Annotated in this window: 14 protein-coding genes and 1 pseudogene; 6 read left to right on the forward strand and 9 right to left on the reverse strand. The window is 67.5% G+C overall.

All coding sequences use genetic code 11. The features are described 5' to 3' along the window. Window positions 1-9: 9 nt before the first annotated feature. On the reverse strand, window positions 10-1,521 hold the full coding sequence (locus B1964_RS02880; protein WP_079928735.1) for an MFS transporter: 1,512 nt from the start codon (window positions 1,519-1,521) through the stop codon (window positions 10-12). 129 nt (window positions 1,522-1,650) lie between these two features. Here B1964_RS02880 and B1964_RS02885 point away from each other — a divergent pair, with 129 nt between their 5' ends. Further along, window positions 1,651-1,839 carry a hypothetical protein gene (locus B1964_RS02885; RefSeq protein ID WP_020170108.1) on the forward strand — a complete coding sequence of 63 codons (189 nt, stop codon included), beginning with the start codon at window positions 1,651-1,653 and terminating at the stop codon, window positions 1,837-1,839. A 52-nt stretch (window positions 1,840-1,891) separates the two neighbouring features. On the opposite strand, the gene B1964_RS02890 is transcribed toward B1964_RS02885, so the two are convergent. The 5 genes from B1964_RS02890 to B1964_RS02910 all read right to left on the reverse strand — a co-directional run bounded on the left by B1964_RS02890 (window position 1,892) and on the right by B1964_RS02910 (window position 7,460). Next, complete coding sequence (locus B1964_RS02890; protein ID WP_020170109.1) at window positions 1,892-2,320, reverse strand: hypothetical protein; 429 nt, start codon at window positions 2,318-2,320, stop codon at window positions 1,892-1,894. 203 nt (window positions 2,321-2,523) lie between these two features. Then, window positions 2,524-3,384: a MaoC/PaaZ C-terminal domain-containing protein gene (locus tag B1964_RS02895; protein ID WP_079928736.1), complete on the reverse strand. Its 861-nt coding sequence runs from the start codon at window positions 3,382-3,384 to the stop codon at window positions 2,524-2,526. Window positions 3,385-3,386: 2 nt separating this feature from the next. Next, window positions 3,387-5,168 (reverse strand): 3-oxosteroid 1-dehydrogenase, encoded by a 1,782-nt coding sequence (gene kstD, locus B1964_RS02900; RefSeq protein ID WP_079928737.1) that lies wholly within the window; start codon window positions 5,166-5,168, stop codon window positions 3,387-3,389. 58 nt (window positions 5,169-5,226) lie between these two features. Continuing rightward, a complete protein-coding gene (locus B1964_RS02905; protein WP_079928738.1) occupies window positions 5,227-6,327 on the reverse strand; it encodes an acyl-CoA dehydrogenase family protein in 1,101 nt (366 codons plus the stop codon). Next, the gene (locus tag B1964_RS02910; protein ID WP_079928739.1) at window positions 6,324-7,460 is read right to left on the reverse strand and encodes an acyl-CoA dehydrogenase family protein; all 1,137 of its coding nucleotides are present in this window, start codon (window positions 7,458-7,460) and stop codon (window positions 6,324-6,326) included. Before B1964_RS02910 ends, B1964_RS02905 begins: the two co-directional genes overlap by 4 nt. Window positions 7,461-7,558: 98 nt before the next feature. Here B1964_RS02910 and B1964_RS02915 point away from each other — a divergent pair, with 98 nt between their 5' ends. From B1964_RS02915 to dmpG, 3 genes are read left to right on the forward strand one after another with little or no spacing between them, the layout of a single operon-like run. Then, window positions 7,559-8,347: a 2-keto-4-pentenoate hydratase gene (locus B1964_RS02915; protein ID WP_079928740.1), complete on the forward strand. Its 789-nt coding sequence runs from the start codon at window positions 7,559-7,561 to the stop codon at window positions 8,345-8,347. Between the two features lie 40 nt (window positions 8,348-8,387). Further along, complete coding sequence (locus B1964_RS02920) at window positions 8,388-9,308, forward strand: acetaldehyde dehydrogenase (acetylating) (RefSeq protein WP_079928741.1); 921 nt, start codon at window positions 8,388-8,390, stop codon at window positions 9,306-9,308. Continuing rightward, entirely contained in the window at window positions 9,305-10,381 is a 1,077-nt protein-coding gene (gene dmpG, locus B1964_RS02925) for a 4-hydroxy-2-oxovalerate aldolase (protein ID WP_079928742.1), read from the forward strand. Before B1964_RS02920 ends, dmpG begins: the two co-directional genes overlap by 4 nt. A 91-nt stretch (window positions 10,382-10,472) precedes the next feature. Here dmpG and B1964_RS31530 read toward each other — a convergent pair whose 3' ends face one another. Continuing rightward, window positions 10,473-10,787, reverse strand: a complete 315-nt coding sequence (locus tag B1964_RS31530) for a hypothetical protein (protein ID WP_366664253.1) — start codon at window positions 10,785-10,787, stop codon at window positions 10,473-10,475. Window positions 10,788-10,839: 52 nt separating this feature from the next. Between B1964_RS31530 and B1964_RS31535 the strand changes: the two genes are divergently transcribed. Further along, on the forward strand, window positions 10,840-11,469 hold the full coding sequence (locus B1964_RS31535; RefSeq protein ID WP_366664254.1) for a hypothetical protein: 630 nt from the start codon (window positions 10,840-10,842) through the stop codon (window positions 11,467-11,469). A 69-nt stretch (window positions 11,470-11,538) separates the two neighbouring features. Here B1964_RS31535 and B1964_RS02935 read toward each other — a convergent pair whose 3' ends face one another. Beyond that, on the reverse strand, window positions 11,539-12,342 hold the full coding sequence (locus tag B1964_RS02935; protein ID WP_079928745.1) for a VOC family protein: 804 nt from the start codon (window positions 12,340-12,342) through the stop codon (window positions 11,539-11,541). 71 nt (window positions 12,343-12,413) lie between these two features. After that, window positions 12,414-13,325 (reverse strand): LysR family transcriptional regulator, encoded by a 912-nt coding sequence (locus tag B1964_RS02940; protein ID WP_079928743.1) that lies wholly within the window; start codon window positions 13,323-13,325, stop codon window positions 12,414-12,416. Window positions 13,326-13,424: 99 nt separating this feature from the next. On the opposite strand from B1964_RS02940, the pseudogene B1964_RS02945 reads away from it, so the two are divergent. Further along, a pseudogene (locus B1964_RS02945) lies at window positions 13,425-13,941 on the forward strand (TDT family transporter); the annotation flags it as partial.

The raw sequence follows: 13,941 nt of genomic DNA on the forward strand, positions 1-13,941 counted from the left end.
GTCGAGAGCCTACGCAACCACCCGTTGCGGCGCGAGGATCGTGGTCACCACGGACCCGACGACGAGCACGATGCCCAGCACCAGACACCCCTGGTTCATCGGGACGACGAAGGCGTCCTGCGCGCCGTGCAGGACGCGGGCGCCGAGGTCACCGGGCAGCCGCGCCGCGACCTCCCGTGCCTCGGCCAACGAACGGGTGATGTGGTCGGCGGCAGCGGGCTCGGCACGGACGAGGTCGGCGGTCGGGCCGATGCGGTGTGCGTATCCGGCGGCGAGCAGACTGCCGGCCAGGGCGATGCCGATGGCGGCGCCGATCTCGCGGGCGGTGTCGTTGACCGCGGAGCCGACCCCCTGATTCTCCAGCGGCGTGTTGGACATGATCGCGGTCGTCGACGGGGCGGTCGCCAGACCGATACCGATCGCGCAGATCGCGAGCATCCACGCCATCATCCAGTAGGCGTCGTAGTCGATGACCCCCAACAGGATCAGCCCGATGCCGGCGATGAGCAGTCCACCGCCCAGCACGAAGCGCAGGGAGTGAAAGCGCACCGCGAGCCAATTGCCCAGCAGTGCAAAGATGCTCACACCCAGGACCATCGGCATGAGGGCGAAGGCCGAGCGCAGCGGCGAGAAGTCGAACACCAGCTGCAGGCGTTGCAGCAGAAGGTAGAAGGCGCCGAAGGAGGCGAAGAACTGCAGCGCCACCGACAACGCACCGGCCCCGAACGCGCGATTGGTGAACAGGCGGACGTCGAGGAGTTGACGGGTGCCGCGCAATTCGATCAGGCAGAACACGGCGACGAGGAGTACGCCGCCGATCAGGGTGAAAAGGACCAGCGCATCATCCCAGCCGCGGTGTGGGGCCTCGAGGAGCCCGAACACGATGCCGGTGACCGCGAGGATCGACACGGCCGATCCGGCGTAGTCGAAGGGTTGTGGATGGGAGTCCTTGGAGGTGCCGATCGTCAGGCACACCAGTGCCGTCAGCACCGCCGACGCGGCGAAGGTGATGAAAATCGAATGCCACGAGAAGAATTCCAGCAGGACGCCGGAGACGAAGAATCCGGCGATCGCGCCCGCGCCGGCGACAGCGGCCCAGATACTGATGCCGATGCTGCGCTTGTCGGCCGGCACACCGGAGGTGATGAGCGACAACGTCGTCGGCATGATGAATGCCGCGCCCACGCCGGCGACGCATCGGGTGATGATCAACTGCGTCGGATCGGTGGCCCAGATCGCCGTCAGCGACCCGACCGCGAAGATGGCCAGACCGACGATCAACATCTCGCGGCGGCCGAAACGGTCGCCGATCGCGCCGGCGGGCAGCAGCAGCGCGGCGAGGGCGAGCGTGTAGCCGTCGGCGATCCAGGTCATCTGGCCGGTGTCGGCGCCGAGGTCGATGGCGATGTCGGCGAGCGCGGTGTTCAACGCGGCCATGGCGGCCACCACCATGCTGACCGCCGCGCAGGCGATCGCGATCAGCCACACCGAGCGCAGATCGAGCGCCCTGAGCCGATTCATCCGGCCCTCCCTCCCCGAAGTGCTGCAGAAAACGGACACAAGAGTGTGATCCAGGCGACACGCGGGGTGCAAATCGCGACACCACAGGCAACCTGTGACACATTGATCACTGGAGTAACAAACCCGGGGTTGCAGATCGCCACTGTGGTCGTGGCCTCGGACAACCGAAAGTGGGAGATCATGGCCGCACCGGTCGCCTCTTCACGATCCACCGACACGCCGACCGCACGCCTGCACGTCTGGCGGGTGCTGGTGATGCTGGCGGCGCTCATCGCCGTCGTGTGCGCGCTGGTACTCGTCGTCACCAGCGCAGCCTGAGGGCCGCGACGCCCACCCGGATGCGACCGGGTGAGCGAGCCGCGGCCGCGGGTCACGCGTGCTTCTCGATCACGTCGCCGACGGCGGGAAGTGCCTCGGACACATAGCCCTTGGCCTTACCGCGCAGCGTGCCGTAGGCCTTGGCCAGCGGCGCCTTGGCGGATTCCACCTGGGCGTCGGTCACCGCGAGCAGGGCCTCCGACGCGGTGTCGGGGTCACTGGCCAGATGCGCACCGAACGATGTGCCCGCGGGCTTGGAGTCCCAGAACGGCTGCAGGGCGGCGACGAAATCGGGCAGCATCAGGTTGGTCGCCTTCTTCACGATGTCGGGCTTGACCTTGCCGACGGCACCGTATGCAGCCTTGACGGTCGCACCGCCGAGCCCCTTCTGGGCTGCGACCTGCGAGTCGATCACCCCCACCAGATCGTCGACGACGGCCGGACGGGTGGGACCGAGCAGGGACTGCAGCGAATCGCTCATCAAGATTCTCCTCAAGGGACGGTTTCGACGAAGGACGGGCGCGGCCGGCGCGACCGGCGCCCCCTGAGCAGAATAGACGGGTCGGTCAGTTCTCGAACGAGGCCAAACATGTGTCGACTTGGGGGATGCGTGTCCTGCAGGACACGCATCCCCCAAGTCGACACATATTTGCTCAGTCCGCGGTTGTGCCGAGGCAGTGGCCGTCAGCGCTTCTCGATGACCACGTTCTTCAGCGCGGGTGCGCCGTCGCGGTCGGCGACGCTCGCGGCGATCAGCAGCGACCGGCCTTCGTCCCACACGTCGATGTCGATGGTCTCGCCCGGGAACACCACGCCGGCGAAGGTGGCCGAGTAGTCGGCCACAGCGGTCACGTCGCCGTCGAGGAGTGCGTCGACGACGGCTCGACACACCGTCCCGTACGTGCAGAGCCCGTGCAGGATCGGGCGGGGAAATCCTGCACGAGAAGCGAATTCGGGGTCGGAGTGCAGCGGGTTGCGGTCACCACACAGCCGATAGAGCAGCGCCTGGTTGGGCAGTGTCGGTACCGACCGGCGCTGGTCGGGCGCCCGATCGGGGTAGTCGAGCTTGGCGGAGTTGCCGCGGTCGCCGCCGAAACCGCCCTCGCCCTTGGCGAAGATGGACGAGCGCGCCGTCCACAGCGGTGTGCCGGCGTCGTCGACGGTGACCGATTCCTGGATGATCACCGCCGCCGATCCCTTGTCCTGGATCTCGGCGATCGTGGTCCGGGTGGTGGCCTTTCCCGACGCGGGGATCGGGCGGTGCGCGGTGACCTGCTGGCTGCCGTGGACCACCTTGGCCAGGTCGATGTCGACACCCGGGAAGGACACCTTCGGTGCCTCGGTGGCATGGAAGGACGCCGCCACGGTCGCGAAGGAGGGCAACACCTTCGGGGCGACGTCGTCGACGTAGGTCAGACCCGCGCGGTCCATCGGGTCGGCGGCCGCACCGACGGCCAGGTGATAGAGCGCGACGTCGGAGGCCGACCATTCGAAGCCGACCTCGGGTAGCTCGGCGCCCAGTGCCACGGACAGGTCGATCGGCATGGTCAGTTCTCCTCGCCGGCGGACGCCGATGTCGTTGTGGTATCCGGGATTCGGACCCCGGGGTGTTCGGCGCAGTCGAGCGCGGCCAAGTAGCCGAAGACCATCGCGGGTCCGATGGTGGCGCCCGGTCCGGCGTAGGTGTGGCCCATCACCGGCGCCGAGGTGTTACCGGCCGCGTAGAGCCCCTCGATGACCGATCCGTCGGCGCGCAACGCCCGGGCGTGCGCGTCGGTGTCGATGCCGCCCTTGGTGCCGAGATCACCGGGCACCATCTTCACCGCGTAGAACGGCGCCTTGTCGACCACTCCGAGACTCGGATTGGGCTTGTTGGTGATGTCGCCGTAGTAGTGGTCGTAGCCGCTGCGCCCGCGCCCGAAGTCCTCGTCGGTGCCGCTGCGCGCGAAGCCGTTGAACCGATCGGTGGTGGCGCGCAACGCCTCCGCGGGAACCCCGATCTTCTCGGCCAGGGCCTCGATGGAGTCGGCCTTGACGACCACTCCGGACTCGAACCACTTCTTCGGAAGCGGCTGGCGCGCATTGATGCCGGCGAACAGGTAGCGGTTGCGGCAGCGTTGGTCGAAGATGAGCCACGACGGGACGTTCTCGCCGGGGCCCTCGCCCTGTCCGAAGTCGCCGCCGTACATCTGGTGCACCGCTTCGACATACGGCAGCGACTCGTTCATGAAGCGTAGTCCGCGTTCGTTGATCATGAAGGTGCCGGGAACGGCGCGCTCGGACAGCGCGAACCACGGCCCGCGCGGCAACGGGATGGTCGGACCCCACCACGCGTCGTCCATCAGCGACACCGCGGCGCCGATCTTGAGGCCCGCGTTGATACCGTCGCCGGTGTTGGTCGGTGCGCCGGTCGTCCACTCCGACCCGATGGGTTCGCGCTGGTACTTCTTGCGCATCTCGGCGTTGTGCTCGAAGCCGCCGCACGCGAGGATGACACCGCGCTGCGCGTGCAGCCGAGTACGCGTGCCCTCGTGCTCGGCGATCACCCCGACCACCCGGTCGTTCTCGGTGATCAGGTCGACCAGACCCGTCGACAGCCGCAGTGGCACACCGGCTCTGCGGACCCCCAGCAGCAGCTCGGCAGCCAGCGCGGCGCCCATCGCGATGAGTTTCTTGCCGCGGCTGCGGGCCCAGAAGAACCGGGCGCCGACCTTGCCCATCCGCACCGGTCCGCGCCAGTGCCGTAGGCCCGTGTTGAGCCAGCGGTAATCCGATTGCAGCACAACCATGTTGAGCGGCGCCTTGGTGTACTGCGGATGCAGGGTCGACAGGTCGTCGCCGAGCGCCCGGGCGTCGAAGGGCCGCGGTTCGACGCTGCGTCCGCCGAGGCGTCCGCCGGGTGCCTCGGGGTAGTAGTCGGAGTAGTTCTTCACCCATTCGAGGTCGAGGGGAGCATGGGCCATCAGGAATTCCAACGCCTCGGGGCCGCGATCGATGTACGCGTCGATCTTCTCCGCAGGCGCGTGCTCACCGATGATCGCGTGGACGTACTGCCGCGCCGTCTCCTGGTTGTCGCGCACCCCGTCGCGCTTGAGCACCGGGTTGCCCGGAATCCAGACGCCGCCGCCGGAGCGTGAGGTGGAGCCGCCCCAGTACGCCGACTTCTCGATGATCACCGTCCGCAGGCCCTGCGCGGCCGCGGTGATGGCGGCGCTCAGGCCCGCGGCACCGGCGCCGACGACGATGACGTCGTAGGTCTCGTCCGTCTCTGGACGCCCCGCCGGGGGAGTGGATGCCTGCTGTCCTGCTGGTTCGGTCGCGCCGGCCATGAATCGGTCCCTTCGTGCGCCGCGGGTGGAACGTGTTCTCACCTAAAAGTAGAACACGTTACAGATTCGCGGCGCCAGGGGTCGCACTCGGCGGGGCGTGATCGGCGTCGACGACGAGATCCCACGGGTCGATCCCGTCGTCCGACGCACGTCCGGCAAGCACCCGTGACCAGTACTTCTCGTCGCCGTGTCGGTCCCGCCAGGCCAGCAGCGCCATGGTGAATCGGCCGAGATGATGTTCGGAGGTGAATCCGATCGCGCCGTGGATCTGATGCGCCCCGGCGGCCACCTCCCGCGCGGTCGACGAGGCGACGGCCTTGGCCGCGGCGATCGTGCCGCCGTGATCGGGGTTCTCGGCCATCTCGACGGCGTGCTCCACCGCGGCACGGGTTTGTGCGGTCAGCGCCGCCATCGACGCCAGACGTTGCTGGATGGCCTGGAACTTGGACAGCGGTCGACCGAACTGGGTGCGTTGCGACGCGTGGCGCACCGTGGTCTCGACGATGGTGTCCGCGCAGGCGGACATGGCCACCGCATAGGCCAGCGCGCCACGCAGTCGCAGTTCCGCCGAGTCGACCGGAGAGTCCGTGAGCTGTTCGACGACCACGGCGTCGAGAGCCACGTCGTCGACGGACGCCCCGAGTAGATCGGTGCCGTGGTAGAGCGTCAGGCCGGGTGCGGTTCGGGAGACCAGCGCCACCGAGGACGCGAAGTGAACCACGAGGACGTCGGCGTCGCAGGCGTGTACGACGCCGGGCAGCAACCCGTCGAGCACCCATCCCTCGTCGGTGGAGCGCACGGTGGCGCCCTCTCCGCCCAGGGCGAGTGTCGCAGTGCGCCCGCCGAGGTCGAGCCCCGAGCGTGCGGCCAACCAGGTGGCGAGGACGGTGTGCTCGATGAGTGGGGTGAGTGCGCCGCTCGCCGCTGCCGCCGACACCACGGTCAGTGCATCGGTGAACTCGCCACCGGTGCCCCCGAGATCCTCGTCGATACCGACGCCGGTGAACCCCGCATCGGTCAGCGCCGCCCAGACCCCGGTGTCGATCGTGGTGGCCGGTGTCGTGGTGGCCGGTGTCGTGGTGTCTGGTGTCGTGGTGTCTGGGCCGACGCGCTCGATCACCGCGGTCACCGCCGCATGCAGCTCGGCGTCCCCGATCACCGCAATCCCATTCCTCTGGCCACGATTCCACGCAGGATCTCGTTGGTACCGCCGCGAAGTGTGAAGGCGGGTGTGTGGCGCATCGCGGTCGCCAGCAGGGTGGCGAAGGGGTTCGCATCGCTGACCCGCGCCACGGTGTCCGACGAGGATCGGATGGCCTCGACGACGTCACCCTCGAACTGCGAGCCGATGTCCTTGACCATCGCGGCCAGCACATCGGGTGCGCCGCCCTCGGCGAGTTCGGCGGCCACCTGCAACGACATCCGGCGCAACGCCCACGCACGGGCGGTCAGCGTTCCCAGGGTGATCCGCTGCTCGTCGGACGCTCCGACTCTGCGCAACTCGTCGGCCCACGCCCGCAGCAGCGGCATCGTCGACAGGTATCGTTCCGGGCCGGAGCGTTCAAAAGCCAACTCGCTCATCACTTGTTTCCATCCCGCGCCGCGTTCACCGAGCAGTGCCCCGGTGCCGACGTTCGCGTCGTGGAAGATCACCTCGTTGAAGTGGGCGCCGCCGTCGATGCTGCGCAAGGGGCGGATCTCGATGTCGGGGTGGGGAAGATCGACGATCAGCTGGGACAGTCCGGACTGGCGGTCGGCGGGTGTGCCGTCGGTGCGGGCCAACAACACCATCGCGTGCGCGACGTGTGCGCCGGTGGTCCACACCTTGGTGCCGCTGATCCGCCACGATCCGTCGTCGGCGCGCACCGCGCGGGTGCGTACCGAGGCGAGGTCGGAGCCGGCGTCGGGCTCACTCATGCCGATCGCAAAATATGTTGTACCCGAGCATATTCCGGGAAGGTAGTGTTGCCGCTGGCGTTCGGTGCCGTGGACGAGGATGCCCGGTGCCATCTGCCGGTCGGCGATCCAATGCGCCGCGACCGGTGCCCCGCAGGCGAGGAGTTCTTCGGTGACGACGAATCGTTCGACCGCGCTGCGGCCACCGCCGCCGTACCGCTCGGGCATCGTCATACCCAGCCAGCCGTGCCGGCCGAGGTGTGCACTGAACGCCGGGTCGAATCCGCTCATCCAGTTGTCGCAGGCCGGGACGAAGGTGCCGGCATCGAGTTCGGCGGTCAGGAACTCACGCACCTCGTGGCGCAGCGTGTCGATACTCGCCTGGTCGGTGCCCACGGTCGAACCGTAGCACCGGACCGGACCGAGGAGTCCTCCCGGAAACCTGGAACATGTTCTAAACTAGAACACGTTCATTCCACGGAAGTGAGGCTCTCATGGCGGTTGACCAGGCAATCCGCGAGCGGATCGCCGCTGATCTGTGGACCGCGGAGCGGACCGCGACGGCGATCGGCCGACCGACCGATGCCCACCCGGGTCTCGATGTCGTCGACGCTTACGAGATCCAGCTGATCAACATCCGCAAGCGCCTCGACGCCGGTGCGAAGGTCGCCGGGCACAAGGTCGGGCTGGCATCGGAGGCCATGCAGAAGATGATGAACGTCGACGAGCCCGACTACGGGCATCTGCTCGACGAGATGCAGTACCACGAAGCCACCCCGATCGACACCGCGACGCTGTGCTTCCCGCGGGTGGAGGTGGAGGTGGGGTTCATCCTGGGCAAGGATCTGCCCGGTGCGGGATGCACCAACGACGACGTGATCGATGCCGTCGAGTGGGTGGTGCCGTCGATCGAGCTGATCGATTCGCGGATCACCGATTGGCAGATCACGTTGTGCGACACCATCGCCGACAACGCATCGTCGTGCGGCTGGATTCTCGGCACCGAACGGGTGGCGATCACCGACATCGACACCGGTGACATCGACGCGGTCTTGCACCGCAACGGCGAGGTCGTCGCGAAGGGCAATTCCTCTGCGGTGCTGGGCCATCCGTTGAACGCGGTGAGCTGGCTGGCGCGCAAGGTGGAGTCCTTCGGGGTACGACTACGCCAGGGGGATGTGATCCTGCCGGGCACCGCGACACGGGCGTTCGATGTCGGGCCGGGTGATCACGTCGTCGCCGAGTTCGCCGGACTCGGCAGCGTCACCCTCGATTTCACCTGACCAACAACAGTTTTCGACAACACTCTCAGAGGAGGCGCAGGTGGCAGCCAAGCTGACCGCGGCGATCATCGGGTCGGGCAACATCGGTACCGACCTGATGTACAAGCTGGAACGATCCGAGGTGATCGCTCCCCGATGGATGGTCGGGATCGATGCCGACTCGGAGGGTATGAAGCGGGCCGCCGACCACGGGCTCATCACGATGAGTGGCGGCGCCGACGAGTTGCTCGCGTCGTCGGAGAAACCGGACCTGATCTTCGAGGCGACGTCGGCCTATGTGCACCGCGAGTATGCGCCGCGATATGAGCAGGCGGGTATCACCGCGGTCGACCTGACGCCGGCCGCCGTGGGCCCGGCAGTGGTGCCGCCGGCCAATCTGCGCGAGCATCTCGACGCGCCGAACACCAACATGATCACCTGTGGTGGGCAGGCGACGATCCCGATGGTCCACGCGGTGTCGTCGGTGGTGCCGGTGCCCTACGCCGAGATCGTCGCATCGGTCGCGTCGGTGTCGGCAGGTCCGGGGACGCGGGCCAACATCGACGAGTTCACCCGGACCACGTCGAAGGGAATCGAGACGATCGGTGGCGCCGCGCGCGGCAAGGCGATCATCATCCTCAATCCGGCCGATCCGCCGATGATCATGCGCGACACCATCTTCTGCGCCATCCCCGACGACGCCGACACCGATGCCATCGCCGAGTCGATCCACAAGCGGGAGAAAGAGATCCAGGCCTACGTGCCCGGCTATCGACTACTGCAGGACCCGCAGTTCGATCCGCCGAGTGCGCTCAACGGCGGCCACGCCCGCGTCTCGATCTTCGTCGAGGTCGAGGGCGCCGGGGACTTCTTGCCGCCGTACGCCGGCAACCTCGACATCATGACCGCCGCCGCCACCAAGGTCGGCGAGGAGATCGCCCGTAACAAGATGGATGGGCAGAAGTTGGGGGTTTCGGCATGAGCACACCGACGACGGACCTGATGGCCAACGCCCGCAAGTATTCCGAGAGCCTCGACATCCGGATCACCGACTCGTCGCTGCGCGACGGAAGTCATCACAAGCGTCACCAGTTCACCACCGACGAGGTACGAGCGATCGTCGGTGCCCTGGACGACGCGGGAGTGCCGGTCATCGAGGTCACCCACGGTGACGGCCTCGGCGGATCGTCATTCAACTACGGATTCTCCAAAACGCCTGAACAGCAGCTGATCTCCGCGGCAGCCGAGACGGCCAAGCGGGCGAAGATCGCGTTCCTGATGTTGCCGGGTCTCGGTACCAAGGACGATATCCGCGCCGCGCAGGACAACGGTGGCCAGATCTGTCGCATCGCCACGCACTGCACCGAGGCCGACGTGTCGATCCAACACTTCGGACTGGCCCGCGAACTCGGGCTCGAGACCGTCGGCTTCCTGATGATGAGTCACAGTCAGCCACCGGAAGTGCTTGCCGCCCAGGCGCGGGTCATGGCCGACGCGGGCTGTCAGTGCGTCTACGTCGTCGACTCGGCGGGCGCGCTGGTGCTCGAGGATGTCACCGTCCGGGTGCAGGCGCTCGTCGCCGAACTCGGCGACGACGCGCAGGTCGGTTTCCACGGGCACGAGAATCTCGATATCGCCGTGGCCAATTCGATCAACGCGATCCGCGCTGGCGCCCAGCAGATCGATGGGTCCATCCGGCGCTTCGGCGCGGGTGCCGGCAACACGCCCACCGAGGCGTTCGTCGGGGTGTGCGACAAACTCGGCATCACCACCGGCGTGGACTTCATGAAGATCGCCGACGCGGCGCAGGACGTGGTGCGCCCGGCGATGCCCTCGGAGTGCCTGGTCGACCGATCGGCGATGATGATGGGCTACGCGGGCTGCTACAGCTCATTCCTCAAACATGCCGAGGGGCACGCCGAACGCTACGGCGTCTCCGCCGCGGAGATCCTCATCGAGGCCGGCAACCGCAAACTCGTCGGCGGCCAGGAAGACCAACTCATCGACATCGCCCTCGAGCTCAAGAAGAAGGCCGACGCCAACGCCGGTGTGTAGCGGGCTTGCGAAGTCAACATCGAAACGCGGCCTGAACTCGTAGACGCGGTCTTTGCACGGACCGCGTCCACGAGTTCGCACGGCATGTACTTCACGCTGCCATCAAGGCGAAGTGGGTCAGCCACCGACGGATGCGGGTGACGACGGTCCCGGCGTCGAGGTCGGCCCACACCCAGCGGATGACCATGATGCCTTGGGCGCGTATGCGGTCTTCGCGAATCTTTTCGCGGATGACGGCGTCGGCCGCATCCTCTCCTGGCCGTAAATGCTTCTGATACTTGACTTTTCCGTCGAACTCGCCGACGAGGACTCCACTCCAATCGAAGTCGGTCCGGGCGATCTCGTTGCCCTCCGCGTCGTAGAAGCGGTGCTGGAGCCGTGCCGAGGGAATGCCGGCTTCGATCATCTGTGCTCGGCTCCTCCGACTCGCCGGGGCTTTCAGCGTTGCCGTCGGCGTGATGCAGAGCGCGCCGCGCGACGCCGACCCCACGTCGAACCCCGCGCAGCAACGACTCCATCGTCGCCCGATCGGCGCCGGCACGCAGCGCCGCGTCGAAGACTGCAAGTGCCCCGGCGAATCCCGCCGTGGTGGTGCACGCCACGTCGACGGCCACGTACTCAATACCTGGAACGATGACGCCGTCGATCTCGATGAGGTGGTCGGGAGGAACGATGCCGACGTGGTTGTGTCGCGTCGCTGTTCGTCCGCCACCGCGAGCGCGGCCGGTGGTCGTGTGGATGCGGCGGAAGTTGGGCGAGAGCATCGGCAGCCGGTGCAGTGCGGCAGCGGATTGATGGCTGGGTACCGACTCGTCAAATCGTCCAAGGCGGCTGGTGGCGATGACGGCCAAGCGATGGATTTCGGCGCGTTCACGGTGCTGCGCGGGGATGTAGGCGCCTCTTACCAGTTGGGTGATTTCGCCGTGGCTGCGTGCTCTGGCGAGATCGGTGTCGGTGAAACCGGCCGTAAGGCAGGCGTGTCGGTAGATGATGTCATGTTCGTCTGTGGGAAAGCGTGTCATGCAGGGTTGGACGCACGAGGGGACGGATCGGCTCCATCGACACCAAGACGCGGCCTGAACTCGTAGACGCGGTCTTTGCACGGGCCGCGTTCACGAGTTCATGCCGCGCCGGGCAGGCGCCGCCCGATCCGTCGCCTACATCCCGGCCGGCGGATGGCCGAGGCAGATCATCGCGCCGAACGGGTCCTTGATGACGGCGAGGGTGCCGTACGGGGTGTCCTCGCCGGGCATGACGATCTCACCGCCGAGACCGGCGGCCTGTGCGACGGTCGCGGCGACGTCGTCGACGCAGATGTAGATCTGCCAGAACGACGGGGCGTCGCCGAACAGTCCGGTGGCGTCCATGACGCCGGCGTACGCGGTCTCCCCGAAGAACAGCTGCGAGTAGCGCAGCGGCCCGCCGGGGGCGACCTCCTGACCGGTGTTGTCGATGACGGTGTCGGCGCGGGCGCCAACGGTCTCGGTGTAGAACGCGAGTGAGGCCGGGTAGTCGCGGGTGGCGAGTTCGAACCAGTAGGGCGCTCCGTGCACACCCCACTCGGTGAAACCGTGATGCTGGTTGGGCTTCCAGAACCCGATGACGGCTCCGGCGTTGTCGACGGTGACCATCATGGTGCCCTCGTCGCCGACTGCCATGGGCGGCACCATGATCGAACCACCCGCGGCTTCGACGTTCTTGACGGTGGTCTCCGGGTCATCGGTACGCAGGTAGAGCGACCAGATGTCGGACGGGCCACCACCTTCGGCCATGTACGGACTGAGCCCGGCGACGCGTTTGCCGTGCAGGGTGAAGTTCTGATAGCCGCCGAACTCCTCGCGCGGTGGGCCTTCGACCTCCCAGCCGAAGAGGGCCTGGTAGAACTCGGCGGCCTTCGCCGGCTCGCTGCTCATCAGGTCGAACCAGATCGGTGCGCCCACGGGGGCGGAATATGCGGTCATGGTGAACTCCTGTTTCCGATGACGATTGGTGACAAGTGTGAGACCTCCATCCTCGTCGAAACTCATCGGTGTCACGGCCGACCTGCCGATCTCGTGACGTGCGTGAGGAAGTCGCGTGCCGCACCGGCGCGCGGTTCGTCGCCACCGATCCACACCGCCCGCAGCGCGCGGCGCAGATCGAGCCCGGACACCGGCACTGCGATCAGCCGACGACCGAGGTCGTCGCGTACCGACAGATCGGACACGACCGCCGGTCCGGCGCCGGCGATGACCGCCGAGCGTACTGCCGCGGTCGTCGACAACTCGAGCACCGGTTGCGCCCGGGACATGTCGGGGTCGTGGGCCGCGGCCAGCATGGTGTCCAGGAAGAGTCTTGTCCCGGAACCGGATTCGCGGGTCACCAGCGGGGTGCGGGCCAACTCGTCGGCGCTCACCGCCGTGCGCCGACGAGTCCACGGATGCCCGGGCGGTACGACGAGCACCAGGGTGTCGTGGGCCACGACGCGACTGCGTACCCCGGGCGCCACCTGCGGGCCCTCGACGAAGCCGAGTTCGACGTCGCCGGCCCGGACCAATTCGCAGGCGTGCTCGGAGTTCGTCGCGGTGAACGACACCTTGGGTGCGTGTTCGACGCTCTGCCCGAACGACACCAACCACTGCGGAAGGAGATGTTCGGCGACCGTCAGACTGGCAGCCAGACGCAGTTCGTCGCGTCGTTCGCGACGCAGTGCGGCGAGCCCGGCGTCGAATTCCGAGGCCAGGCCGAGAAGCCGATCGGCCCACTCCGACACCAGGATTCCGGCCTCGGTGGGTGCGGTGCCGGTGGGGGAGCGCGTCAGCAGCGAGATCCCGAGCGTGGCCTCCAATGCCCGCATCCGCGCCGACACGGCCTGCTGGGTGATCCCCAGTTCGCCCGCGGCGGCGTTGAGGCTGCCGGTGGTGACCACCGCGAGAAGTGTCTCCAGCGAGGGCAGGTCGGGCATGCGTGGGCTCAACACCCTCCCAGGTTACAACCATCCGTTGTAACTCTTGCAGGGAATCGCCTTCTACCTGCCGCGACGTCGATCGGCGACCGTAGGTGCATGACGTTGCGCGAACCACCGGTCCGGACCCACTTCGCCCATGTGCCGCCGAACTGGTTCGCGACGGTGATGGGCACCGGCATTCTCGCCGTCGCCGCGCACGGGCTCGGGCACGGCACACTGCTGACCGCGCTGTCGATCGTGTTCTGGTTGCTCGCGTGCCTCGTCTACATCGGGGTGATCGCCGCGACCGTCATGCACTGGCGTCGCCACCGCGATGCCGCACGTGCGCACCTGCAGCATCCGGTGATCGCGCACTTCTACGGCGCCGTGCCGATGGCGACGCTGACCGTCGGCACGTCGACCCTGGTGGCCGGTGTCCATGTGATCGGGCCGAGCGCCGCGCTCGCCGTCGACATCGTGTGCTTCACCCTCGGCACGCTCGGCGGAGTCGCGACGGCACTGCTGATCCCCGCCCGCCACCTCCTCGGCCGATCGGGCGACCCTGCAGGACCGGACCGGCCGGAACCGTTCGGGGGTTGGCTGATGTCGGTGGTCCCGCCGATGGTGTCGGCAT

The sequence above is a fragment of the Gordonia sp. i37 genome (genome assembly GCF_002043085.1).
Classification (GTDB): Bacteria; Actinomycetota; Actinomycetes; order Mycobacteriales; family Mycobacteriaceae; genus Gordonia; species Gordonia polyisoprenivorans.

Bases quoted from the DNA above. Each gene is read 5' to 3' on its own strand.
- B1964_RS02880 (WP_079928735.1), bottom strand. From the start codon at position 1,521: ATGAATCGGCTCAGGGCGCTCGATCTGCGCTCGGTGTGGCTGATCGCG.
- B1964_RS02890 (WP_020170109.1), bottom strand. From the start codon at position 2,320: ATGAGCGATTCGCTGCAGTCCCTGCTCGGTCCCACCCGTCCGGCCGTC.
- B1964_RS02895 (WP_079928736.1), bottom strand. From the start codon at position 3,384: ATGCCGATCGACCTGTCCGTGGCACTGGGCGCCGAGCTACCCGAGGTC.
- kstD (WP_079928737.1), bottom strand. From the start codon at position 5,168: ATGGCCGGCGCGACCGAACCAGCAGGACAGCAGGCATCCACTCCCCCG.
- B1964_RS02915 (WP_079928740.1), top strand. From the start codon at position 7,559: ATGGCGGTTGACCAGGCAATCCGCGAGCGGATCGCCGCTGATCTGTGG.
- dmpG (WP_079928742.1), top strand. From the start codon at position 9,305: ATGAGCACACCGACGACGGACCTGATGGCCAACGCCCGCAAGTATTCC.
- B1964_RS31530 (WP_366664253.1), bottom strand. From the start codon at position 10,787: ATGATCGAAGCCGGCATTCCCTCGGCACGGCTCCAGCACCGCTTCTAC.
- B1964_RS31535 (WP_366664254.1), top strand. From the start codon at position 10,840: ATGCAGAGCGCGCCGCGCGACGCCGACCCCACGTCGAACCCCGCGCAG.
- B1964_RS02935 (WP_079928745.1), bottom strand. From the start codon at position 12,342: ATGACCGCATATTCCGCCCCCGTGGGCGCACCGATCTGGTTCGACCTG.
- B1964_RS02940 (WP_079928743.1), bottom strand. From the start codon at position 13,325: ATGCCCGACCTGCCCTCGCTGGAGACACTTCTCGCGGTGGTCACCACC.